The 23,494-nt window shown below is 31.5% G+C and carries 22 protein-coding genes; 20 read left to right on the forward strand and 2 right to left on the reverse strand.

The window, feature by feature from the left end:
* Positions 1 to 78: 78 nt before the first annotated feature.
* The 11 genes from Q6H37_RS11335 to Q6H37_RS11385 all read left to right on the forward strand — a co-directional run bounded on the left by Q6H37_RS11335 (position 79) and on the right by Q6H37_RS11385 (position 9,958).
* Positions 79 to 540, forward strand: coding sequence for a MarR family transcriptional regulator (locus tag Q6H37_RS11335; RefSeq protein ID WP_318741980.1), 462 nt, complete (start codon positions 79 to 81; stop codon positions 538 to 540).
* Between the two features lie 31 nt (positions 541 to 571).
* On the forward strand, positions 572 to 1,501 hold the full coding sequence (locus Q6H37_RS11340) for an alpha/beta hydrolase (protein WP_318741982.1): 930 nt from the start codon (positions 572 to 574) through the stop codon (positions 1,499 to 1,501).
* 56 nt (positions 1,502 to 1,557) lie between these two features.
* The gene (locus tag Q6H37_RS11345) at positions 1,558 to 2,565 is read left to right on the forward strand and encodes an amidohydrolase family protein (protein WP_318741985.1); all 1,008 of its coding nucleotides are present in this window, start codon (positions 1,558 to 1,560) and stop codon (positions 2,563 to 2,565) included.
* Between the two features lie 64 nt (positions 2,566 to 2,629).
* On the forward strand, positions 2,630 to 3,694 hold the full coding sequence (locus Q6H37_RS11350; RefSeq protein WP_318741987.1) for a C45 family peptidase: 1,065 nt from the start codon (positions 2,630 to 2,632) through the stop codon (positions 3,692 to 3,694).
* A gap of 8 nt (positions 3,695 to 3,702) precedes the next feature.
* Positions 3,703 to 3,969 (forward strand): hypothetical protein, encoded by a 267-nt coding sequence (locus Q6H37_RS11355; RefSeq protein WP_318741989.1) that lies wholly within the window; start codon positions 3,703 to 3,705, stop codon positions 3,967 to 3,969.
* A 179-nt stretch (positions 3,970 to 4,148) separates the two neighbouring features.
* The gene (locus tag Q6H37_RS11360) at positions 4,149 to 5,870 is read left to right on the forward strand and encodes a spore germination protein (protein WP_318741991.1); all 1,722 of its coding nucleotides are present in this window, start codon (positions 4,149 to 4,151) and stop codon (positions 5,868 to 5,870) included.
* Positions 5,863 to 6,963, forward strand: a complete 1,101-nt coding sequence (locus tag Q6H37_RS11365; RefSeq protein ID WP_318741993.1) for an endospore germination permease — start codon at positions 5,863 to 5,865, stop codon at positions 6,961 to 6,963. The genes Q6H37_RS11360 and Q6H37_RS11365 overlap by 8 nt, the downstream gene beginning before the upstream one ends.
* Positions 6,956 to 8,230, forward strand: a complete 1,275-nt coding sequence (locus Q6H37_RS11370; protein WP_318741995.1) for a Ger(x)C family spore germination protein — start codon at positions 6,956 to 6,958, stop codon at positions 8,228 to 8,230. Before Q6H37_RS11365 ends, Q6H37_RS11370 begins: the two co-directional genes overlap by 8 nt.
* Before the next feature lie 15 nt (positions 8,231 to 8,245).
* Positions 8,246 to 8,413, forward strand: coding sequence for a hypothetical protein (locus tag Q6H37_RS11375; protein ID WP_318741997.1), 168 nt, complete (start codon positions 8,246 to 8,248; stop codon positions 8,411 to 8,413).
* A 135-nt stretch (positions 8,414 to 8,548) separates the two neighbouring features.
* The gene (locus Q6H37_RS11380; protein ID WP_318741999.1) at positions 8,549 to 8,737 is read left to right on the forward strand and encodes a DUF4250 domain-containing protein; all 189 of its coding nucleotides are present in this window, start codon (positions 8,549 to 8,551) and stop codon (positions 8,735 to 8,737) included.
* A gap of 30 nt (positions 8,738 to 8,767) precedes the next feature.
* The gene (locus Q6H37_RS11385; protein WP_318742001.1) at positions 8,768 to 9,958 is read left to right on the forward strand and encodes an MFS transporter; all 1,191 of its coding nucleotides are present in this window, start codon (positions 8,768 to 8,770) and stop codon (positions 9,956 to 9,958) included.
* A 91-nt stretch (positions 9,959 to 10,049) separates the two neighbouring features.
* Here the strand turns inward: Q6H37_RS11385 and Q6H37_RS11390 are convergent, their stop codons facing one another.
* Positions 10,050 to 10,973 carry a cation diffusion facilitator family transporter gene (locus tag Q6H37_RS11390; protein WP_318742003.1) on the reverse strand — a complete coding sequence of 308 codons (924 nt, stop codon included), beginning with the start codon at positions 10,971 to 10,973 and terminating at the stop codon, positions 10,050 to 10,052.
* A gap of 296 nt (positions 10,974 to 11,269) precedes the next feature.
* On the opposite strand from Q6H37_RS11390, the gene ftsH reads away from it, so the two are divergent.
* On the forward strand, positions 11,270 to 13,090 hold the full coding sequence (gene ftsH / locus Q6H37_RS11395) for an ATP-dependent zinc metalloprotease FtsH (RefSeq protein ID WP_318742005.1): 1,821 nt from the start codon (positions 11,270 to 11,272) through the stop codon (positions 13,088 to 13,090).
* 65 nt (positions 13,091 to 13,155) lie between these two features.
* On the opposite strand, the gene Q6H37_RS11400 is transcribed toward ftsH, so the two are convergent.
* Complete coding sequence (locus tag Q6H37_RS11400; RefSeq protein WP_318742007.1) at positions 13,156 to 13,731, reverse strand: ECF transporter S component; 576 nt, start codon at positions 13,729 to 13,731, stop codon at positions 13,156 to 13,158.
* A gap of 254 nt (positions 13,732 to 13,985) precedes the next feature.
* Here Q6H37_RS11400 and Q6H37_RS11405 point away from each other — a divergent pair, with 254 nt between their 5' ends.
* The 8 genes from Q6H37_RS11405 to Q6H37_RS11440 all read left to right on the forward strand — a co-directional run bounded on the left by Q6H37_RS11405 (position 13,986) and on the right by Q6H37_RS11440 (position 23,489).
* Positions 13,986 to 14,861 (forward strand): cell division protein FtsZ, encoded by an 876-nt coding sequence (locus Q6H37_RS11405; RefSeq protein WP_318742009.1) that lies wholly within the window; start codon positions 13,986 to 13,988, stop codon positions 14,859 to 14,861.
* 56 nt (positions 14,862 to 14,917) lie between these two features.
* Complete coding sequence (locus Q6H37_RS11410; RefSeq protein ID WP_318742011.1) at positions 14,918 to 15,709, forward strand: EFR1 family ferrodoxin; 792 nt, start codon at positions 14,918 to 14,920, stop codon at positions 15,707 to 15,709.
* Between the two features lie 209 nt (positions 15,710 to 15,918).
* Positions 15,919 to 16,359, forward strand: coding sequence for a transporter substrate-binding domain-containing protein (locus Q6H37_RS11415; RefSeq protein ID WP_318742013.1), 441 nt, complete (start codon positions 15,919 to 15,921; stop codon positions 16,357 to 16,359).
* Between the two features lie 40 nt (positions 16,360 to 16,399).
* On the forward strand, positions 16,400 to 18,460 hold the full coding sequence (locus tag Q6H37_RS11420) for an HD domain-containing phosphohydrolase (RefSeq protein ID WP_318742993.1): 2,061 nt from the start codon (positions 16,400 to 16,402) through the stop codon (positions 18,458 to 18,460).
* A gap of 157 nt (positions 18,461 to 18,617) precedes the next feature.
* Positions 18,618 to 21,248: a pyruvate, phosphate dikinase gene (gene ppdK, locus Q6H37_RS11425; protein ID WP_318742015.1), complete on the forward strand. Its 2,631-nt coding sequence runs from the start codon at positions 18,618 to 18,620 to the stop codon at positions 21,246 to 21,248.
* 274 nt (positions 21,249 to 21,522) lie between these two features.
* Positions 21,523 to 21,684, forward strand: coding sequence for a hypothetical protein (locus tag Q6H37_RS11430; protein ID WP_318742018.1), 162 nt, complete (start codon positions 21,523 to 21,525; stop codon positions 21,682 to 21,684).
* 115 nt (positions 21,685 to 21,799) lie between these two features.
* Positions 21,800 to 22,396 carry a TetR/AcrR family transcriptional regulator gene (locus Q6H37_RS11435; RefSeq protein ID WP_318742020.1) on the forward strand — a complete coding sequence of 199 codons (597 nt, stop codon included), beginning with the start codon at positions 21,800 to 21,802 and terminating at the stop codon, positions 22,394 to 22,396.
* A 106-nt stretch (positions 22,397 to 22,502) separates the two neighbouring features.
* The gene (locus tag Q6H37_RS11440; protein ID WP_318742022.1) at positions 22,503 to 23,489 is read left to right on the forward strand and encodes an efflux RND transporter periplasmic adaptor subunit; all 987 of its coding nucleotides are present in this window, start codon (positions 22,503 to 22,505) and stop codon (positions 23,487 to 23,489) included.
* Positions 23,490 to 23,494: the final 5 nt, after the last annotated feature.

Raw genomic sequence — 23,494 nt, forward strand, 5'->3', positions numbered from 1 at the left:
TTAGTTGAATTATTCAACTATATGTGATATAATTTGGTTGAATCATTCAACTAATAAAAGGAGGTGAACATAGAAAAAATGAATATTGAAAGATTTGTAGGAGTGTTAAACAGGCAATCTCAAGCGTATATAAATAACGCTTTAAAAGATATTGATATTAGCTATTCAGAATGTATTTTTTTATCAAATCTATACAATAATGAAGGTATTAATCAAGAAGAATTGTCTTCAATATTATTTATCGATAAGACAATAACTGCGAAATCAATAAAGTCACTTGAAAAAAAAGGATTTTTAATCAGAAAAAAGTGTGAAACAGATAAAAGGTCTAAAAGACTTTACTTAACTGATAAGGGAAGAAGCTGCAAAGAAGAAATATTTTCACTTTTAGAAAAGTGGATAAATTTTATTACAGATGGAATGGATATAAAAACTAAAAATACTGTTTTTGATGGTTTGAGATTAATGGCTGAAAGAGCTGCAAGTGCTAACTTTGATGAATTATTGCAAAATATTGATGAAAATAGTAACAAAGATTGATTAAAAAATATATAGAAAGAAGGAATGACCAATGTCTCTAAATCCTAAATTTGAGGAATTATTAAAAAAAGATTTTGTAAGTATTTATTCTTTAGGAATTGATAAAATGAGAGAGTGGTATGCAAAAAGCTGGGATGATTTTAAAGGAGAAACAATAGAAGTTGGTTCTGTAGTAAACCGTGTTATTAAAACATCTAAAAGAAATACTCCTATAAGAATATATTATCCAAAAGTAGAAGGTGTTCATCCTGTATTTATTTGGATTCATGGTGGCGGATTTGTGCTTGGAAATATTGAAGGCTATGATTCTATATGCCGAAAGATAACAAACAATGTAAACTGTGCTGTGGTATCTATAGATTATGGTCTTTCACCAGAATATAAATTTCCTGAACCTGTAGAAGAGTGTTATCACATTACTAAATGGATATTTGAAAATGCCAAAGAGATAAATATTAATCCTAATAAAATTGCTATTGGAGGTGACAGTGCTGGCGGTAACCTTAGTGCTGTAATCAGTCAACTTTCAAGAGATAAAAGGGAATTTTCAATTGTTTATCAAGTCATTATTAATGCAGTTCTGGATCTATTTGGAGAAACAAAACCAAGATCTAGAATAGAGAATGCTGAGGGGTATAGACTTACAACAAAAGGTATTGAATGGTTTATGCAGCAATATTTAAGCGATTTAAAGGATGCTAAAAATCCATTAGCTTCTCCATTACTTGCCAGTAATTTTAAAGATCTTCCTGCTGCCTGCATAATTACTTCAGAATATGATCCGCTAAGGGATGAAGGAGAAGATTACGCACGGTGTTTGTCTGAATCTGGGGTAGAAGTATGTCTTAAAAGATATAATGGAATTATTCATGGCTTTTTCAATATGCAGAAAACACTAGAAGAAGCACGTGATGCTTTGAACTTAGTATGTACAAAACTAAATGAAGCTTTTGATAAATAGATTCTTTTATATGATTTTCAAATATAAAACTTGTAAATATAAGGGGGAAAAAAAACATGGGAAATAACGTAGAAAATTTAATAAAAAATTATAAAGGAAATGGCATACCTAAAATTGATATGCATACACATTATCTGCCACAAGCTTATAAAGATGCATTATTAAATAGAGGAGAAAAAAATCCAGATGGATTTCCAACTCCCAAGTGGGATCCGGAAGTGCATTTAAAAATAATGGAGCAGCTAGGTATATCTAGATCAATGCTATCAATATCATCTCCTCATATTAATTTTGGGGACAGAAATGCTGCTAAAATCTTAGCTAGAAAAGTAAATGAAGATGGAGCAGAACTTGTAAAAAAATATCCTGGTCGATTTGGTCTGTTTGCATCTTTACCTCTGCCTAATGTAGAAGATAGTATAGAAGAAATCCAATATGCAAAGGAAATTTTGCATGTTGATGGTTTTGCTTTGCCTACTAACACTCAAGGAGTTTACCTAGGAAACCCTTGTTTAGATCCTGTATTTGAAGAATTAAACAGACACAAAGCTGTGGTTGTTCTCCATCCAAATAAGCCAAGCAGTGTTCCTGAAAATGTTGCGGAAGGTTTGCCTATTCCTATGATGGAATTTTTATTTGATACAACTCGTACTGTAATTAATATGATATTAAAAGGGACATTAAAGAAATTTCCTGATATTAAATTTATCATTCCACATGCTGGTGCCTTTTTACCAATACTTGCTGACAGGATTGCAGGTGCAATTCAAATAGCACCGCATTCATTTGGTGAGAATGTAAAGCTAGAGGAAAATAGGATAGATATCTATGATGCTTTAAAAAATTTATATTATGATATAGCTGGAGTTTGCCTTCCTAGACAATTAGCTGTTCTTTTACAAATTGTTAATGTTGACCATTTATTATATGGCAGTGATTATCCTTATACACCGAATATTGGATGTAGTATATTAGCTGATGCTTTAGATAAAACTAATTTGCTTAATGATGAACAGCGTCATGCTATCTATCATGATAACGTATTAAAATTATTTCACATTTAAAAGATGAGTAGAATTTATTAGAACATATATATTCGGCATTTAAAGAATGAAAGGAAAGAAAATAATGAAGAAGGTTGAAGAGTTCAAAATTATTGAATGCAAGGGTACTCCCTATGAAATTGGTAAGCAGTGGGGAGAAGGCTGTAAAAAGAATATTCTAAAAGTTTCAGAAAACATTTTTAATAGTATGATGCTTTATTACAAAGCATCAAATGAAGAGGTCATTTCAACTGCTATGAAGTTTTTTTCATCAGTTCAAAAATTTGACCCTTATCTAATTGAAATAATGCGGGGACAGGCTGATGCTACCGGGCTTAGTTTGGAAGAAATATTTACACAGAAGTGCTTTATTGATCTTACTTTCCATTATGGTAATATTTCAGGACTTTCAGGATTATGTACTTCATTTGCAGCAACAGGAAAGGCAACACAAAATGGAAAAACCATTCTGGGTCAAAATATAGATTTTGTTCCTGAAGCACCAATAGACTTATTAAAAATTCATCATGCCAATGGTCTCCAACAATTCATATTGAGTTTTTCAAACTCCAGTGAATTTATATTTTCATCCGCTGGAATTGGAATGTGTGCAAATGTTACTATAGGTAAAAATTATTCATTTAATATTCCAGTGGGCTGTTACCTTTCTAAAGTTATGAGGCAGAAAAGTATCCACGATTCCATGAATGTTCTTAAACAAGTTGCCCGTGGTCTTGGGTATTATCATTTAGCCGATACAAATGGGAGTATTTTAGGTATTGAGAGTATTTATAACGATTTTGAGCTTCTATATCCGGAAAGGGATATGATGCTGCACTCAAATCATTATCTTATAGAACGTTTTAAGAAAGAGGATACTGCGCTACAATTACAGCCTGACAGCTACCATCGTTTAGATAGAATTCGTAGTTTAATGGATCAGCATTATGGACATATAAATATTGAAATTGTTAAGAAAATCTTGGAAGATCATGATCAAAATCCATATTCTATATGTCGTCACATTGATACTATGGTTCCAGTATCATCAAAAACACTTGCATCATTTATCATGGTACCTGGAGAAGGGGCTATATATATAGCGGCTGGCAATCCCTGCGAATATGAGTATGTGCGATATGAGTTTTAATCTATTATATGTTGGCAGCAAATAAATATGAATATAGGAATGTTGCCGATAAGATTACACAGGATTTTATGTTATTGGGTGCTGAAAAAGACCATTTAATACGTATAGGAAAATATAAAGATGTTATTGATAGTCTTAAAAATGTAAAATTATTAACATATAGAATGTTTACTGAGAATGAAAATGCAGCAAGTCATTGCAATACTGGAAATCCTAAATTAGTTCTTGATATCATTATTTCATGGATAAAAGTTATTAAGAATAGAGAAAAATAGTTTTTGGTGTGAAAGTCCTGAACTTAACTTAGAAGAAGAGGCTCTGTGGAAGAGTAGGCCGTTGCTAGGTAATTAAAAGATGACTAAGTAGTAAGTTGCTTAGTCATCTTTTTTTTATACATATAAAGTCACATTATACAAATAATAATCTATAATTATTAAATATTATAGGTGATTAAATGAAAAATAAAAATAGTAAAATTACAAGCATATTATCTAAAATTTCATATAAAAAACCTAAGCATGATGAACAATTTTATATACCAGAATTAATTCCAGAGGATGACAAACAGAGTGGCAAGGAACAGAATGCTAACGGACAAAAGAATGCTGCATCAAAAAATGATAGTTCACAAAATAAAAATAATGAAGAAAGTGGCATTCCAAATAATATTGATGATAACTTAAAATATATGAAGAAAAGCTTTAATTATCCCTTAAATAAGGATATAAAAATTCGTGAATTCAAAATATTTGGAAATATAAGAGCATTTATTATATATATTGACGGTATGGTAGATAGGAATATTGTGAATAGAGATATTTTAAGGCCATTACTGAGAAATAACTCATCAATAAATCAGGAAGAGTGCACTGTTGAGTACATACTAAATAGTGTTATAGAAACAAATGAAGCTGAAAAGGTGACTAATATGGAGGATGCTATATATGGTGTGCTTCTAGGGGATACGGGAGTATATGTAGATAATTGCAATTACTATATTTTTTGTGAAACGAAGGGCTATGAAAAAAGGGCAGTTGACAAACCACAGGTTGAAAGTGTTATAAGTGGAGCTCAAGAAGCTTTTAATGAAAACTTAAGAACTAATACTGTTTTAATTAGGAGAATTGTGAGAAATAATAATCTTGTAACAGAATTTTTAAAGGTTGGAGAAAGAGTTAACAAACCCTGTGCCATAATGTACATAAGTGATTTAGTAAATCCTGCATTGGTAAAAGAAGTAAAAAGAAGAATAAGTAGCATAAATACAGATTTTGTTTCTGGTGATGGAATGTTGGAACAGTTTATAGAAACTGAATCAAAGTCGCTGCTGCCAACTATTTTAAACACTGAAAGGCCAGATAGAACTGCTGCTAATCTTGTAGAAGGAAAAATAGCTATAATTTCTGATGGAGAGCCTTTTGCATTAATAGTTCCTGTTACTATAACTGAAATGCTTCATTCTCCAGAAGATATGAATATAAAACCTTATTATGGAACATTATTAAGGTTTATAAGGATATTTGCACTTTTTGTTGCTAGCCTTCTACCAGGGTTATACATTGCTGTTACAAATTTTCATCAAGAAATGATACCTACTGAACTTTTAATAGCAATAGGTACTGCAAGAGAAAACGTACCATTTCCAACTATACTTGAAGTTTTACTTATGGAAACTTCCTTTGAGCTTATAAGAGAAGCAGGCGTGAGAGTTCCTGGTACTCTTGGTACAACTATTGGTATTGTGGGAGCATTAATATTAGGGCAGGCGGCAGTTCAAGCAAGCTTAATAAGTCCTATATTGATAATTATTGTGGCTATAACTGGACTTGGAAACTTTGCACTGCCTAATATACCATTTGCTTTTGGAATAAGAATAATGAGAGTAATGTTTATAGCTGCTGGAGCAACTTTAGGGTTTTATGGAATATCACTTTTAGCAGTAACTTTATTAATATTAATGATGGATATGAAATCATTTGGAGTGCCTTATATGACACTTATTGTGCCCAAAGCAAGAAAAAGTCATGATATTTTAAGAAGAAAACCTGTTTGGAAACAGGAATTTAGACCAGACTATGTAAATCCTTTAGACATAAGAAGGCAGCCTGATATTTCAAGGAGCTGGACGACTGAAAAGCCTGAATATAGTCACAAGAAGGGAGATAGTAATGAGTAAAGGTGGTAAATTCAGTGCATATGATGGAATTTTATTTGTAACTATTATCATAGTTTCTAAAATACTGTATACTAGCCCGGCTGCGGTAGTTGAACAGGTTGGAACTGCTTGTTGGTATGTTACTTTAATTTCCTGTATTACAGCTATAATTTTATTTTTGCCAATATGTGTTTTATTGAATAGGTTTCCTGGAAAAAATTTAGAAAAAATTTTTGAGTCTGTTCTGGGAAAAGTATTAGGTAAATTGTGCGGATTACTATTTTCTGTATATATACTTTTTTATGCTGCTTCAAATTTAAGAGAATTTCTCGATGTAATAAAGGTATATAATTTTCCAGATACACCACCTAGTGCCATAATTATAAGTTTTATAGCTGTTTCTATGTTAATTGCCTATAAAGGAATTGAGAGCATTGTGAGAATTTCAAACATAAGCTTTTATTTTATCATATTTGGACTGATTGTTATTTTAATTATGGCAGCTCCATATTATAATTTTAACTATTTTAAGCCTTATTTTGGTTATGGTTTTAAGAAATCTCTTTATGTAGGAGTCCTTAGAAGTGCTGCTTACGAAGAAGTTTTATCACTTGCAATAGTTATTACCTCTATCTACAGTATAAAGGATTTTAGAAAAATTGGAGTTATAAGCTTAATGCTTTCAGGGATTATATTTAGTGTTTGTTTCGCATGCTACATAACTACTTATCAATATACTATGGGAAGTGAAAACTTATCTGGAATGTTTCAACTATCTAGAACAATATATTATAGCAGATATGTACAAAGAATAGAATCCATATTCCTCTTTATCTGGGTGACAGCTTCATTACTGACTACATCAACTGCATTTTATATGTCAATAAAAACCTATTGCCAGAGTTTTGATATAAAAGATCACAAGCCTTTACTGTTTCCATTTGCATTTTTAATGTATGTTATAGCACTTCAACCTAAGAATGTTTCAGAATTGATAAATATAAATTTGCTGTTTATCAGACAGTATAGCTGTTACATTGTCTTTGGTATACCTATTTTAGTACTAATAATATCATTGGTATTAAGAAAAAAAGGGGGAAAAAATAATGCGTAAAGTAATTTCTATTGGTTTAGCTATTTTAACACTCTTAAGCTTATTGTTAACAGGATGTAAAGACTCTTCAGAAGTGGATGATAATGTATATACCGTGGTAATTGGGCTTGATAAAGGTATTAATAATAAAGTTATGGTAACAATACAATATCCAGCTTATATGCAAATGAACGGAGAAGATAAAGGTTCAATGGCAGGTGGTAAAGGAAGTACAGGGCAATTACAGTCAATTGAAGGTCCTTCAATGCTTGAATGTATAAATTTAATGAATATGGTAATATCTCGCCGAATTTCATTAATTCACACAAAAATGCTTGTAATTTCGGAAGACTTTGCAAGGGAGGGAATAGGAGCATTTCTTTCTCCTCTTGCAAGATTTCGTGGAGTAAGAAGGACCATGTTTGTTATAGTTACTAAAGGAACGGCAGCAGCCTTTATGCAGGAGAATAAAACTATAATAGGAACAAGTCTTACAAAATATATAGAACAAATGATGGTACAATCAAAAAATACTGGATTTTTTCCTCCAGAAAATTTTCATAATTTTTATAGGGATATACTTTCTAGCTACGGTAATTCTGTTGCAATTTATGCTGGATTAAATGAAGGCAAGAATATACAGCTAGAAGATGGTAAGAGAAAATCTCAATTGGTTATAGAAAAAGATATAAAGCCAGGCGACGTTCCAAGAATTGGAAACGCTAAAAGGGAATTTGTAGGCAGTGCACTATTTAATGGAGATAAAATGGTGGGAAGTTTAAATCCCTATGAAACAAGGTATATGATGATGGTTAAGGGGCAATTTCGTCAAGGTATTATGACTGTAGAGGATAAAAAATCTCCTGGTAATGGAATAATAGCAACCATAAGAAATGGAAGGCCGCCAAAGATTAATGCTAAGTTTGAGAACGGGAAACCTGTGGTTGATATAAATTTAAATATTGAAGCTGATATTGGAGCAATTCACAGCAGAATAAATTATGAAAGTTTAAATCTTATTGAAAACTTGGATAAACAGCTTCAGGAAGAGATAAAAGATGGTGTGGAGAAGGTTATTGAAAAGACTAAAAAAGAATATAAAACTGATATATTTCAATTTGGTGAAAAATTTGCAGGCTATTTTCCAACTATACAGCAATGGGAAAATTATCATTGGCTTTATCATTATCCAGAAACAAAGGTGAATGTAAATGTAGTAGTTAATGTAAGGAGAACTGGACTTATGTTGAATTCCAGTCCTATTATGGAAAGGCCTAATATAAAGTAGGAGGAGTGAATTTTTATGAAAATTATGTTATCCTTAATTATTATTGCAGCTTGTTATTACAGTTTTTCCTATGGCATTTATCTATGGAAAATTGAAAAGGAAAGACTTGCTGGCTTTGGAGTATTACTGCTAACTTTTTTGGGAATTGTAATTCCTATAGCAGAGATATATATTATGGTGTAATACAAGATGGTTTAAAAAACAATATTTATAATAGTCAAATGATTGCATTTTCATAACTTTTTAATAGAAAAGTTTTATATATTATTGATATAATCATAGGTAATTAAAAAATTATTTTATATTGAGGTGGGAAAAATGGATAAAGACCAAATTTTACTTATGGATGCACACATTTTATTAAGTTTTATAAATACTAAATTGAGGGATGAATTTGAGAGCATCTCAAGTTTATGCAGCTACTATGATATAAAAGAAGAAGATATTAAGTATAAACTCGAAAAAATAGATTATACATATGATACAAATCTTAATCAATTTAAGTGATAAATAATAAAGTATTTGAGGAATTGAAATATGATAAAAGATAACAATATTGTTCAAAAAAACTTTGTTCTGAGGAGCTCTTTAATACTAATTATGGCTGCAGCTAGTGGTATAACTGTGGCAAATTTATATTATATTCAGCCTCTATTAGGAGACATTGCAAGAGCTTTTCATGTACTGCAAGGAAGCATAGGTGCCGCAGCTATGCTTACACAAGTAGGTTATGCTCTAGGGATGTTCTTTTTTTTACCACTAGGTGATATAAAAGAGCGCCAATCACTTATTACTTTAATGTTGTATTTAACTGCTGTAGCTCTTATAATAATGGCTGTATCTTTTAATGTCAAAATGATTTTTATAGCTTCTTTTGCAATTGGTTTTACCTCAATTGTTCCACAGCTTATTGTTCCATTTGCTGCACAACTGGCCAAACCAGAAGAGAGAGGGAAGGTAATTGGAAATGTTATGAGTGGTCTGCTTATAGGAATATTGGTATCCAGAACATTTAGTGGGTTTATAGGGGCAAACTTTGGATGGAGAACTGTATACAAGGCTGCAGCTGCCATGATGTTTCTTTTAGCAATAATACTTAAGAAATTGCTGCCTGTGAGTCCTGCTAATTCAAGCATAAAATATAGTAAATTAATAAGTTCTTTATGGCAATTGGTAAAAAGCGAGAAGGTGTTGAGGGAAACATCTCTTGTTGGAGCCATGATGTTTGCAACATTTAGTGTGTTTTGGACATCCCTAATTTTTCTATTGGAAAGCCCAATCTACAATTTAGGCACTGAAACTGCAGGACTATTTGGATTAGTTGGAATTACAGGAGCTGTAGCAGCAACATTTGTTGGACGAATAGCAGATAAGAAAAGTCCTAAATTTACAGTAGCAGTAGCTATTTGTATTTCTACTTTGTCTTATATATGTTTTTGGACCTTTGGCTTTAAAATGTGGGGGTTAATAATTGGGGTTATTTTATTGGATATTGGAGTTCAATCAGCCCAAATTTCTAATCAAGCTATAATATACGCCTTAAATCCTGAAGCACGTAATAGATTAAATACGGTATACATGGTTTCCTATTTTATAGGTGGTGCATCAGGGTCCATATTAGGGTCATATGCATGGCAGCACTTTGGATGGAGTGGAGTTTGTGTTGTTGGTCTATTGTTTCAAGCAATAGCAATTATCACATGCTTATACGAAAAAATAAATAATTAGTATAGGAAATGCTGCACTAGGAATAAATATTGCAATATACTATAATATTTATTCTTAGTGCAACAATCATTTTTTCATCTTAGATATATTTTTACTCTACTGGTTCTAAATGTATTATTAAATGTATATTTAAATCCTCGGAAATTTCCTTTTCAGCTTTATCTACAATTCTATGAATTTCTTCTAATGAAACATCTTTAGGTACTTCTGCATGAATGGAGGCTAGAATTTTTCGTGGACCATAATTATGGATTACTAACTCATGCACTCCTTTGATATATTCATATTCCTTAACTTTGCTGGCTATGTTTTTTACTAATTCGGGGTCTGGAGCTTCTCCAAGCAATGGATTCAGTGTGTCCTTTATTAATATATAACCTGAATATAATATGAACATTGAAACCAGTAAACTTATATAGCCATCTATAACTAAGCGAGTATATCTTGATAAAATTAATGAAACAATTATACAGGTGCAGATAATTACATCCACGAAAGCCTCAATTGAGGATGCTTGAAGAGCTGAAGAATTAATTGATTTTGCTATAGTTTTATTAAATTTACTCATCCATATTTTTATCACTATAGAAAATAATAAAACAACTAAATAAATCCATTGAAATTCAGTTTTAGCAGGATTCATTATTCTTTCATAAGATGATTTTACAAATTCAACTCCTATGTATAAGACAATAAATGAAATTAACAACCCGGATATATATTCAATTCTTCCATGTCCAAAGGGATGTTCTTCATCTGCTGGTTTTGATGAAAGCTTGAAGCCTACAATGGTGATAACAGATGAAGTTGCATCTGATAAGTTATTCATAGCATCTGCAATAAGGGAAATGCTGTTTGATAATCTTCCAATCATAAATTTTGCACCAGCTAGTAAAACATTTGTTAAAATGCCTATAGTACCGCCTAAGTATCCATATTTATCTCTGACTTTAGGATTCTCTACGTTTTTATAATCTTTTATAAATTTACTAATTAAAAGTTCTGATAGCACCATATTACAATACCTCTTAAAATTTTAATTTACTACTTTTAGTATTACCTTTTTGGTATAACAATAAACTCATAATAGTAAAAGATATTATCCAGTTATAAGAGGAAGTTTCAGATACAAAAAATTAATAATTTGTTTCTTTAATAAAGTAATTAAGTGTGGTATATTATAATGACTATACATGAAGGCTAGGGTGGTGTGTTAATCTTATCAAGGTGAAAAATACTTGTTAAGTAAACTATCAGGCTAGTAAGTATTAGTAAGATACAATCAGCAAGTAAATCCTAAGGAGGAGAATTATGTTACAAAAGAAAAAAAATTTAGCTAGTTATATTGTAGTTACTTTAATTGTTACGTTAATGATAAATGTAGTTATAACCTGGTTTGCTAAATCTTCTTTTAAAGAAATAGACTATGGTACGTTTCTTACAATGATTCAAAATAAGCAGATAGAATCAGTGAAGATTCAAGACGATAGAATTTTAATAACTCCAAAAGCTAATCAAAATTCTTCAGTTAGCGATAAGAAAATTTATTATACAGGGGCTTTAAATTACCCCCAATTAGTGGATAAGCTTCATACTGCTGGAGTAAAATTTTCAACGCCGGTTAAAGACATGCAGTCACCTATTGTAAACTTTTTACTTACATGGATATTACCTTTTGCTATGTTCTATTTTCTAGGATCATTTATAATGAAATCTCTAGGAAAGAAAATGGGCGGAGGTGCCATGTCTTTTGGAAAGAGTAATGCAAAGGTGTATATTGAAAAAAAGACTGGTGTTACTTTTAATGATGTAGCTGGACAGGAAGAAGCAAAGGAATCACTTAATGAAATAGTAGACTTTCTTCATAAACCATCAAAATATACTGAGATTGGAGCAAAACTACCTAAAGGAGCTCTATTAGTAGGACCTCCTGGTACAGGTAAGACATTGCTTGCTAAAGCAGTAGCAGGAGAAGCAAATGTGCCATTCTTTTCACTATCTGGTTCAGATTTTGTGGAGATGTTTGTAGGAGTTGGTGCTTCTAGAGTTAGAGATTTATTTCAACAAGCAGAGAAAAATGCACCTTGTATAGTGTTCATAGATGAAATTGACGCAATAGGAAAAAGTCGTGATAGTAAGATGGGTGGAAATGATGAACGTGAACAAACATTAAATCAGCTTTTAGCAGAAATGGATGGATTTGATTCTTCAAAAGGTGTTGTTATACTTGCAGCAACTAATAGACCAGAGATACTTGATAAAGCTCTTTTAAGACCTGGAAGGTTTGATCGAAGAGTTATTGTTGACAAGCCTGATCTTAAAGGTAGAGAAGAGATACTTAAGGTTCATGGAAAGAATGTTAAACTTGATGGCGATGTGAATCTTGGAGAAATAGCATTGGCTACGGCAGGTGCTGTTGGAGCGGATCTTGCCAATATGGTAAATGAAGCAGCTTTAAGAGCTGTAAGAATTGGCAGAGACCTGGTTAAACAAGAAGACCTATTTGAAGCTGTAGAAACTGTCATAGCGGGTAAGGAAAAGAAAGATAGAATTATGACAGAGGAAGAAAAGAACTTAGTTGCTTTTCATGAAGTAGGACATGCACTTGCAGCTGCACTACAAAAGCAAACACAGCCAGTGCATAAGATTACTATTATTCCGAGAACTATGGGAGCGCTAGGCTACACAATGCAGATGCCAGAGAAAGAAAAATTCCTTATATCCAAGGGTGAATTAACAGAACAAATAGTAGTTCTGTTAGCTGGTAGAGCAGCTGAAGAAATTGTATTTAAAAAAGCAACTACGGGAGCTTCAAATGATATTGAAAGAGCTACCCAGATTGCAAGGCAGATGGTAACCATGTATGGTATGTCAGATAAATTTGGTATGATGGGATTGGAATCCATTCAAAACAGATATTTAGATGGAAGACCAGTTCAAACTTGTTCCACGGAGACATCTTCGGAAGTTGATAGAGAAGTCCTTCAAATTATAAACAGCTGCTATGAAAAGGCATTAAATCTTTTAAAGGATAATATGGAAGTGCTTTCTAAGATTGCATCTCATCTTCTTGAAAAAGAGACTATAATGGGTGATGAGTTTATGGAAATATTAAATTCTGTACCTAGATAAATATAAACCTAGCTTAGTATTATGATATTAAGCTAGGTTTTATTGTTTCTAAGAAAACAACCTGGTTATTTTTCAATTTTCACCTTTGATTGAAGTGCCTTAGCTAGTGGTATTGCAATTATCATGCCTAAGGTAACCTGTCCTATGTTACTTTGAATACCAGCTAATGCTATGGCAAGAGCTTGATTGAAGCTGCTAGCTTTAACTACAATATACTCAACGATTACTATCTTGGCTAAAAAGTATCCAAATACCATCCATGCACCACCAGCAATAAAACCAAATAGATTATTTAACATATTTTTGCCTTTATAAGTGCCTCTATAAGCAACAGATGCAGCAATATAAGCCATAATTGCTTTAATAATAAAAGTAAAAGGAACATAATAAGCATATCCAAGCAAAAAGTCTGCTAAGCTCATACCTACTGCAGCAGTTATAGCACCTTTTTTCCTTCCAAATAAAATCGCACCTAAAAATACCATGCTGTCTCCTAAGTGATCGTATCCAACTCCAAATAAAGTTGGTACTTTAATAACCATGGTGGATACACAAGTTATTGCTATCATAAGTGCCATTTGAACAAGACTTACTGTTGATAAACTATTTGTCCTGTTGTTTAAAATATTTTCTTGTTTCATAGAAAAATCCCCTCCATAAATTAATTATTAGTGATCAACATAATTCAATACGATTGCTGGTATAATAACTCTACTTTTGTATTATATTCCAATATGTAATTATGTCAAAATGTATCCGTACACTTTAATGTAATATGTCAAATTATTTTTAAATCAAAATTTTATAGGGTTATCAATTGATTGATAATTTGTTGTCAATGTAGTAAAGTAATATATGTTGGTAATTTTAATTATTCAAGGGGGATGAACCAAATATGCACACTATGGAAGAAATTGAGGGTATGTATTTAACAAAGTCAATAATATTTTGTACTTGTCAGGACAGGTATGATAGGATTGGCGGAGAGTTTAATTGTAAATTAGACAATGTAAACAAAGTTCTTATAAGAGATGAATTCTTAAATGAGGTTAATATAGAAGGGATTATATATCCGTCTATATATAAAGCTGTATATCAATCAGGAGTATGCTATGTGATTGTTGCTTTAGAGCAAGAAAGAGATTTAAAAATAGCTAAGTACATATATAAAATAGCAAAGAAAAAAGACATATTGACAATTGGAATAGGAATTAAACCATCACTTTTACAAAATAAGGAGTTTAGGGAAATTTGTGATTCTCGAATTGAGATGTTAAAAAATAATTTGGATTCTTTAGTATTAATAGATAATGAAGTTTTATCAAATAGCGAAAATATTATTTTGGATGACATAGAAAAACAAAGCAGTGACAATGTGATAGCTACTTTAAAATCTATGATTTATCCAATATCTTTGCCAGGTGTAATAAATATTGAGGTATCAGATTTAAAATATGTAATGAGTGGAAATACAATAGCTTATATTGGATTTGGAAGTGCAAGTGGAGATAATAAAGCAGAAATAGCTGCAGAAAAGGCAATTAATAGCAAGCTTTTAGTAGAGCCTTTGAAAAAAGCAACTAAACAGCTATTGATGATAGAAGGCGGTCCAAGTATGGATTTAATGGAAATATATAAGGCAACTAAGAAGGTATCAGATGTATCAGATTGTGATATAAATAATATTTTCTTTGGTGCAGTTATAAATGAAGATTTAAAGGATGAAATACAGGTATCTATAGTGGCATCTGGATACGATGCTGAAAGATAAAAGATGATAATATGCTATTGTATGACTTTTGAATATAAAGGAGATATGAAGTTAAGATGATATTTTATTTTTCAGGAACAGGAAATTCACTGCAAGTTGCTAAAAATATTGCACAAGAAAATAATGAAGAGATAATTTCCATTGCAGCTATGATGAATAGTAAAGAGGGTAAGTTTGAATACAGCCTTAAGGATAATGAAATAATAGGTTTTGTATATCCAGTATATGCATGGGCTCCACCAAAAATGGTATTTGATTTTATTCATAAGTTAAAGTTAAATAATTATAGAGATAATTACATCTTTTCTGTTGCAACCTGTGGTGCAAATATTGGAAATACTATGAAGGCTTTAGATAAAAGGTTAAGAGAAAAGAATTTACATCTAGATAGTGGTTTTTCTGTTATCATGCCAAGTAATTATATAATAATGGGAGATGTTGATTCTAAGGCTGATCAGGAGAAAAAGCTTTTAGCTGTTCAAGAAAATTTAAAAAGTATAAACATTATTATACAGAAAAGAGAAAAAAATATTTTTAAAGTTGTAAAAGGATCTATGCCAGGAATTCGAACTAGTATAGTAAATCCATTATTTAATAAGTCAGCTATGAATACTAAAAATTTTTATGCTAAGGATAATTGCACAGGCTGCGGCATATGTGAAAGTGTATGTAATTGTCAAACTATAAAAGTTGAAGGGAAACCTAAGTGGGGAAATGAATGCAGTCAATGTTTAGCTTGCATTAATCTTTGCCCAGTTAAGGCAATTCAATGTGGTAAAACTACAGAAAGTAAAGGAAGATATAAGAATCCTGATGTAACTGTAGAAGAATTGAAAATAAAACTTTAAAATCAATAATAGAAGTGGAAGCTAGTAAATTCTTATCTATAATAGTAGACAAGGAAATTATATGATTCTAAAAAATTAGAATGAAATTAGGTTGAATTATGAGATAATTAAGGCTATGTTCAAAATATGAATATAGCCTTAAAAATTTTTTGAAAATAAAAAAATACAAAGGAAATTTATGTTTTGTGTAGAATAGTGTAAAAATATAAATGTTTTTTAAACCAACAGCAGTATTGGATACTATTGCAATATATGTAAAAGGAAGGGGTATGATTATAATAAGACATAAAGTTTTTATCATAGTATTTTTTATAATTTTAACTTGTTTATTAGATAATAATTTCGGAAAAGTAGTGTTTGCCGAGAATAGAGAAAGTGTTAGTGTAAATAGAGAAACTTTCTATAATGAGCCAATTAGTAATGATAAAAAATCAGATAGAACAATAATAATAGGTGATGATAAGGGTTATCCTCCCTACAGCTTTATAGATAAAAATGGTAATCCAGCTGGTTTTGATATAGAGCTTGCAAAGGCTGCAGCAGAGGCAATGGGATTTAAGGTAAAGATTAAATTAGGTGTTTGGAATGATATTAGGAATGAGCTTGAAAGTGGTAAAATAGATGCCATAGCAGGTATGTTTTATTTCTAAGGATAGGGAAAAAAATTACTCATTTACGACAAAGAGTACAATAACTAGGGCTGATGTATTCACGAAAAATGGTAAAAATGTAAAGGATATAAGCGATTTGAAAGGAAAGACAGTAGTAGTTGAGGCAGATGAAATATCAGGGGAATATCTAAAAAAACAGAATCTTGGAATTAACTTTATTGAAGTTAGTTCATCTGAGAATGCACTTAAACTTGTATCTATGAATAAATATGAATATTCAGTAGTTCCCACTGTAATAGGAAATTATTTTATAAAAAAAGATAATCTTTCAAATCTAAAAAACAATGGACTAGTTATCAATCCTGATGATTATTGTTTGGCTGTAAAAAAGGGAAATGATGATTTGTTATTTGCCCTTAATGGTGGTTTACAAATACTCAAGGCTACAGGAAAATATGATGAGATATATAATAAATGGTTGGGAGTTTATGAAGAAAAAACTTTTTATGAGACAGTAATGAAAAACATTTGGGTAATAGTGTCAGTAGCAGCAAGTATATTTCTCCTATTATTGTGGAACATAACTTTAAAAAAGAGAGTTTCTGTACGTACTAAGGAACTATTAGAAGCAAATGAAGCTTTGAATAAAAATAAACAGGAGCTTTTGGCATCAAATGAAGAAATAGAAGCTTCCTATAATGAATTGTTTGCAATAGAGGAAGAACTTCGAAATCAATATGAAATGTTAATGGAAAGTGAAGATAATTTAAAGAAAAGTGAAGAAAGAAATAGAGCAATAGTAAGTGCAATTCCTGATATTATATTTGTTGTAGATGAAAATGGCGTTTTTAAAGATTGTGAAACAAAAGATAATTCTGTTTTAATAAAGCCTAAGAATGAGTTCATAGGAAAAACTCTTTGGGAAGTGCTTCCACCTAAAATATATGAAATTGCTTATGTTAAAATTAAGGTGGCTCTTGAAAATAATTCTGTGGAAAGCTTTCAATATGAAATTGATACACCATTAGGTAATAAATATTTTGAACTCAGAATAGTTAAATGTAGAAAAAATGAAGTTATTGCAATAAGCAGGGATGTTACAGTTGAAAGAAAAAATCAAAAGGAAATTGAATTTTTAAGCTATAATGATCAACTTACAGGATTATATAATAGAAGATTTTTTGAAGAAGAGCTTAAACGTTTGGACAATAGTCAAAGTCTTCCACTTACTATTGTTATGGCTGATGTTAATGGATTAAAACTAATAAATGATTCATTTGGACATGCTGTTGGTGATGAATTATTAAAAAAAGTTTCATCAGTAATGCTTTATGGCTGTGGTGATAATGGAATAATAGCACGTATAGGAGGAGATGAATTTGTAATATTGCTGCCAAGAACAAATGCTCTTGAAACAGAGGAAATACTTAAGCATATTTCGGAATTAGCTTCAAAGGAAGAGGTAGCATCAATAAAGCTTTCAGTTTCTTTCGGGTTTGCTACAAAGTACCATGATGAAGAGGATATATTTGAAATATTGAAAAAAGCAGAGGATTTTATGTATAAAAGGAAGCTTTTTGAAAGTCCAAGCATGAGGGGAAAAACAGTTGATGCCATTATAAATACACTGCATGAAAAAAATAAAAGGGAGGAACAGCATTCTCACAGAGTATCTGAATATTGTAATCTTTTAGGAAAATCCATGCACTTACCAGATGGTGAAATACAGGAATTAAAAACTGTAGGGTTATTACATGACATAGGAAAAATTGCTATACCTGAGGATATTTTAAATAAATCTGATAAGCTTACTAATGGAGAGTGGGAAGAGTTAAAACGTCATCCAGAAATAGGATATCGCATTTTAAGCTCTGTTAACGATATGTCAGAAATAGCGGAATATGTTCTAGCACATCATGAAAAATGGAATGGAAGTGGTTATCCTAAAGGTCTTAAGGGAGAACAAATTCCATTAAAATCAAGAATAATTGCAATTGCTGATGCTTTTGATGCAATGATCAGTGAGAGACCTTATAAAAATTCTTTATCAAGGGAAGAAGCTGTAAAAGAGCTAATTAAGAACGCAGGTATTCAATTTGATCCAGAACTTGTAAAGATATTTGTTGAAAAGGTAGTTTAAATTTTACACATTAATAGTACAATAAATTAAATATAAGTTATTTTTATATATTATGTATTGCATATAAGTTATTTTTGTTATATAGTATATAACATATAATGAAATGTATAGCACATATTAAAAATTAAAGTATTTACATTAGGGGGTTACTATTTGTATGGAAACTAGAAAATATGTATATCTTTTTAACGAAGGAAATGCAAATATGAGAAATTTACTTGGCGGGAAAGGGGCAAATCTTGCCGAGATGAAGAATTTAGGAATGCCTGTTCCAGAAGGCTTTACATTGTCTACAGAAGCTTGTACAAAGTATTATGAAGATGGTAAAAAGTTATCAGAAGAAGTAATGAATCAAGTTTATGAAGCACTTATTAAGATTGAAGAAACAACTGGTAAAAAGTTTGGAAGTGTACATAATCCTTTACTTGTTTCAGTTAGATCTGGAGCTAGAGTTTCTATGCCGGGAATGATGGATACAATATTAAACTTGGGATTAAATGATGAAACTGTAGAAGGCTTAAGTAAGCTAACAGGAAATGAGAGATTTGCTTATGACTCATATAGAAGATTCATTCAAATGTTTTCTGATGTTGTTATGGGAATTGAAAAGAGAAAATTTGAAGATATTCTTGATGAAGTTAAAGCACTTAAAGGAGCTAAATTTGATAATGAATTAACTGCATTGGATTTAAAAGATGTTGTTAATAAATATAAAGATTTATATAAGAAAGAAATGGGTGTGAATTTTCCACAGAATCCAAAGGAACAGTTATTAGAAGCTATAACAGCTGTATTTAGATCATGGGACAACCCTAGAGCCATAGTTTATAGAAGGCTAAATGATATTCCAAGGGAATGGGGAACAGCTGTTAATGTTCAATCAATGGTATTTGGCAATATGGGAGAAACTTCAGGAACAGGAGTTGCATTTACAAGAAATCCTGCTACTGGAGAAAAGGCTGTATTTGGTGAATACCTAATAAATGCACAGGGAGAAGATGTAGTTGCAGGTATAAGAACTCCTCAGCCAATAACAAAATTAGATCAGGATTTACCTGATTGTTATAAGCAATTTATGGAAATAGCAGAAAGATTGGAAAAGCATTATAAAGATATGCAGGATATGGAGTTTACCATTGAACAGGGAAAATTATATTTTCTTCAAACTAGAAATGGTAAGAGAACTGCTCAAGCTGCATTAAAGATTGCTGTAGATTTAGTAGCAGAAGGACTTATTACAAAGAAGGAAGCAATATTAAAGGTTGAGCCTAAACAGTTGGATTCTCTTTTACATCCTAGTTTTGATCAAAATGAATTAAAAAATACTGAGATTATAGGAAAGGGTTTACCTGCTTCACCAGGTGCTGCTTGTGGTAAGGTTTATTTTACTGCAGAGGATGCTAAGAAACATCATGAAGAAGGTGAAAAGGTAGTACTTGTAAGACTTGAAACATCGCCAGAAGATATAGAAGGAATGGTAGCAGCTGAAGGTATACTTACGGCAAGAGGAGGAATGACTTCTCATGCTGCAGTTGTTGCAAGGGGAATGGGAACTTGCTGCATAGCTGGATGTGCTGATTTAAAAATAAATGAAGCAGATAACACTTTTGAACTAAGTGGAAAGCTATATAACGAAGGGGATTATATATCCTTAGATGGCAGTACAGGAAATGTTTATGGTCAAGCTATCAAAACTACTGGAAATGAAATAAGTGGAGATTTTAAAACTTTTATGATTTGGGCTGATGAAATAAGAATATTAAAGATTAGAACCAATGCTGATACACCTAGAGATGCTAAAAATGCTGTTGATTTTGGTGCAGAAGGCATAGGGCTTTGCAGAACTGAGCATATGTTTTTTGATGAAGATAGAATACCAAAAGTTAGAGAAATGATAGTTTCAGAAACAGAAATGCAGAGAAGAAAAGCACTTAATAAATTGCTTCCAGTGCAGAGAGAAGACTTTATAGGAATTTATGAGGCTATGGAAGGAAAACCGGTAAATATAAGATTATTGGATCCACCTCTTCATGAATTTTTACCTCAAGAGGATGAAGATATAAAAGATTTGGCTAAAGAAATGGGACTTAAGTTTGAAAGCTTAAAAGCAACAATTGAATCTTTACATGAAGTTAATCCTATGATGGGCCATAGAGGCTGCCGTCTTCCTGTATCATATCCTGAGATAGCAGAGATGCAGGCAAGAGCTATAATAGAAGCTGCTATAGATGTTAAGAAAAGAAAAGGCTATGATATAGTGCCAGAAATAATGATACCTCTTGTTGGAGAAATAAAAGAATTAAAATTTGTAAAAGATATAGTTGTGAGAGTTGCTGAAGAAGTAATTGCTAGTGAGAAAATAGATTTAAAATATTTGGTAGGTACTATGATAGAAATACCAAGAGCAGCTATTACAGCAGATGAAATAGCTAAAGAAGCTGAATTTTTCTCCTTTGGAACAAATGATTTAACTCAAATGACCTTTGGTTTTTCAAGAGATGATGCTGGTAAGTTCTTAGGAGACTACTATGATAAGAAGATATATGAATTTGATCCATTCCAAAAGTTAGATCAAATAGGTGTAGGTAAACTTGTTAAGATGGCAGTACAACTTGGAAAACAAACAAGGCCAGATATCCATCTTGGAATATGTGGAGAACATGGTGGAGACCCATCTTCTATAGAATTTTGCCATAATGTTGGATTGGATTATGTATCATGTTCACCATTTAGAGTTCCAATAGCAAGACTTGCAGCTGCACAAGCTCAGGTGAAAAATCCAAAATAAAGAATGCTAGGATATTAGTAAAAATGCATATTTGCTAATTACTGAGTTCAATACATGACTTAATGAGATTATTATTGACAACCACTAGGAATTGTTGAGAAGCTTTGGCTGAACTTGTTAATGCACAGATTGAAAACTTTGTTGTCTTTAAACAATCTTAAGGTGATGATATAGATTTAAAATAAACAAAGTTTTAACCTTGTATTAATTAATACATAAAAATGTAGTAATAAAATAAAGTTAAAAGAAAAGTTATTAATATGAGGTGGTAATGATGAGTGAAAAGCTAATTACATTGGTTAAAAGATTAAGTGATGCTACTAAAGTTTCAGAACAAGATATAATAAGTAATGTTGAGATATCTCTTGGTTTAAATATAGTTACTGAAGAAGAAATTGAAAAAATTATTTATAAAATAAGCACTGACGAAAGTTAGTGCTTATTTTGATGTGCGCTGCTTGTTTTAATAAAAATAAAAAATTGACATGGATAAATTTAAGTGATAATATAATTACATACCAAACGGTCGGTATCAAGGAGGCGTTAAACTAATGAATGATACAAGAGAACATATTTTGAAGGTTTCCTATAAACTTTTTCTTCAAAAGAGCTATAAGGAAGTTACCATGAAAGAGCTTGTGGAGAACTCAGGCTTGTCAAAAGGTGCGTTCTACCATTATTTTGAGAGCAAGGAACAGCTTTTTTTGGAAGTTATTAATAAATCTTTTAGTGATTTTTTAGTGGACTACAGCAAGTTCAGCCATAATTCTTTATATGAATTTTTTCATGACTATATAAAGTTCATTGATAAAAGAATGGAATTGTTCAAGAGAAATAATGACTGTGATAGTGTATTTGATTTAAATTATTTTTCTTTAATTTTTGATGCATGTAAGCTTATTCCAAGCTTTTATGAAAAGTTAAATGCTACTTTAGAGGATGAACTTAATGCATGGACAGCAATAATAAAGCTTGCTAGGGATAAGAGAGAAATTAAATCTCCTATGAGTGATGAGCAAATTGCAAGAATATTTATATATACAAATGATGCCTCTAGTCTTCAAAACATATTGAAAGGCCAAGAGCCAGTATTAACCAGTTCTTTATTGCAGCTTTGGAAGGATTTTTATGAAGAAATAAAAGAATAAATTTTTTTAACGCCTACATACCGAACGGTCGGTTTTAAAACCGACAAACTTTAAAATTAATTTTAGGTATGGAATTTTACAAAGGTCAAGAAAGGAGCTGATTTTTATGAAAAGAAGGATATCAAGTATACTTATGGCAAGTGTATTAGGAGTCAGTTTATTAAGCGGCTGCAGTGCAGGAAGCGCTCCGAATGTCAGTACTCTTCAAACAAAGGTGATTAAGAGTGATAGTAATGAATATATGATGGCAGGAAAAATTGAAGCAAATGAAAATATTGATATAACATCAAAAATTACTGCAAAGGTAGAAGCTATAAATGTTGATGTTGGCTCTAATGTAAAAGAAGGAGATGTGATAATCAAATTGGATGCCAAAGACCTTAATGCCCAAGTAGCTGAAGCCCAGGCAGGGGTTGAAACTGCCAATGCAAATCTTGCGAAAATTCAAGGCGGAGCAAGGCCTGAGGAGATAGCTAAGGCTCAGGCGGCAGCTTCTAGTGCTAAGGCAACCTATGATAATGCAAAAGAGAATTATGATAAAAATGTTCAGCTTTTTAATACAGGTGCTATTTCCAAAAGTCAGCTTGACCAATATAAGACTGCACTAGCTAATGCAGAAGGATCCTATAAGTCTTATGAAGCTGATTTAAAGATGCTAATTAATGGTGAAACACAGGAAACCATTAAAGAGGCACAGTCGCAGGTAGAACAGGCACAAGCCGCCTTAAATTTGGCAAAAGTTCAGCTTAATAATGGAATAATTGTATCTCCAATATCAGGAGTTGTAAGCAGTAAAAATGTAAGCAGCGGAGAGCTTGCTGAAGCTGGATCACCTCTAGTTACGATTGTAAATTCAAATGCGCTATATATAAATGCATATCTTCCAGAATCACTAATGAACAGAGTAAAGATTGGACAAGAAGTTGCTATTAAAGTATCTAACGTTCCTGATAAAGTCTTTAAGGGTCAAATACTAGTGATTAACCCTGTAATTGACTCGAAAAATAAAAATGAATTAGTGAAAATAGAATTTGAGACACAGGATCCTTTGCTGAAACCAGGAATGTTTGCAGAAATAGCTTTAAAAAACTAAAGGCA

Origin of the sequence: Clostridium sp. JS66, assembly GCF_033561535.1 — a bacterium.
In the GTDB taxonomy this organism is placed as follows: domain Bacteria; phylum Bacillota; class Clostridia; order Clostridiales; family Clostridiaceae; genus Clostridium_AM; species Clostridium_AM carboxidivorans.

Bases quoted from the DNA above. Each gene is read 5' to 3' on its own strand.
- Q6H37_RS11335 (WP_318741980.1), top strand. From the start codon at position 79: ATGAATATTGAAAGATTTGTAGGAGTGTTAAACAGGCAATCTCAAGCG.
- Q6H37_RS11340 (WP_318741982.1), top strand. From the start codon at position 572: ATGTCTCTAAATCCTAAATTTGAGGAATTATTAAAAAAAGATTTTGTA.
- Q6H37_RS11345 (WP_318741985.1), top strand. From the start codon at position 1,558: ATGGGAAATAACGTAGAAAATTTAATAAAAAATTATAAAGGAAATGGC.
- Q6H37_RS11350 (WP_318741987.1), top strand. From the start codon at position 2,630: ATGAAGAAGGTTGAAGAGTTCAAAATTATTGAATGCAAGGGTACTCCC.
- Q6H37_RS11355 (WP_318741989.1), top strand. From the start codon at position 3,703: ATGTTGGCAGCAAATAAATATGAATATAGGAATGTTGCCGATAAGATT.
- Q6H37_RS11360 (WP_318741991.1), top strand. From the start codon at position 4,149: ATGAAAAATAAAAATAGTAAAATTACAAGCATATTATCTAAAATTTCA.
- Q6H37_RS11365 (WP_318741993.1), top strand. From the start codon at position 5,863: ATGAGTAAAGGTGGTAAATTCAGTGCATATGATGGAATTTTATTTGTA.
- Q6H37_RS11370 (WP_318741995.1), top strand. From the start codon at position 6,956: ATGCGTAAAGTAATTTCTATTGGTTTAGCTATTTTAACACTCTTAAGC.
- Q6H37_RS11375 (WP_318741997.1), top strand. From the start codon at position 8,246: ATGAAAATTATGTTATCCTTAATTATTATTGCAGCTTGTTATTACAGT.
- Q6H37_RS11380 (WP_318741999.1), top strand. From the start codon at position 8,549: ATGGATAAAGACCAAATTTTACTTATGGATGCACACATTTTATTAAGT.
- Q6H37_RS11385 (WP_318742001.1), top strand. From the start codon at position 8,768: ATGATAAAAGATAACAATATTGTTCAAAAAAACTTTGTTCTGAGGAGC.
- Q6H37_RS11390 (WP_318742003.1), bottom strand. From the start codon at position 10,973: ATGGTGCTATCAGAACTTTTAATTAGTAAATTTATAAAAGATTATAAA.
- ftsH (WP_318742005.1), top strand. From the start codon at position 11,270: ATGTTACAAAAGAAAAAAAATTTAGCTAGTTATATTGTAGTTACTTTA.
- Q6H37_RS11400 (WP_318742007.1), bottom strand. From the start codon at position 13,731: ATGAAACAAGAAAATATTTTAAACAACAGGACAAATAGTTTATCAACA.
- Q6H37_RS11405 (WP_318742009.1), top strand. From the start codon at position 13,986: ATGCACACTATGGAAGAAATTGAGGGTATGTATTTAACAAAGTCAATA.
- Q6H37_RS11410 (WP_318742011.1), top strand. From the start codon at position 14,918: ATGATATTTTATTTTTCAGGAACAGGAAATTCACTGCAAGTTGCTAAA.
- Q6H37_RS11415 (WP_318742013.1), top strand. From the start codon at position 15,919: ATGTTTTTTAAACCAACAGCAGTATTGGATACTATTGCAATATATGTA.
- ppdK (WP_318742015.1), top strand. From the start codon at position 18,618: ATGGAAACTAGAAAATATGTATATCTTTTTAACGAAGGAAATGCAAAT.
- Q6H37_RS11430 (WP_318742018.1), top strand. From the start codon at position 21,523: ATGAGTGAAAAGCTAATTACATTGGTTAAAAGATTAAGTGATGCTACT.
- Q6H37_RS11435 (WP_318742020.1), top strand. From the start codon at position 21,800: ATGAATGATACAAGAGAACATATTTTGAAGGTTTCCTATAAACTTTTT.
- Q6H37_RS11440 (WP_318742022.1), top strand. From the start codon at position 22,503: ATGAAAAGAAGGATATCAAGTATACTTATGGCAAGTGTATTAGGAGTC.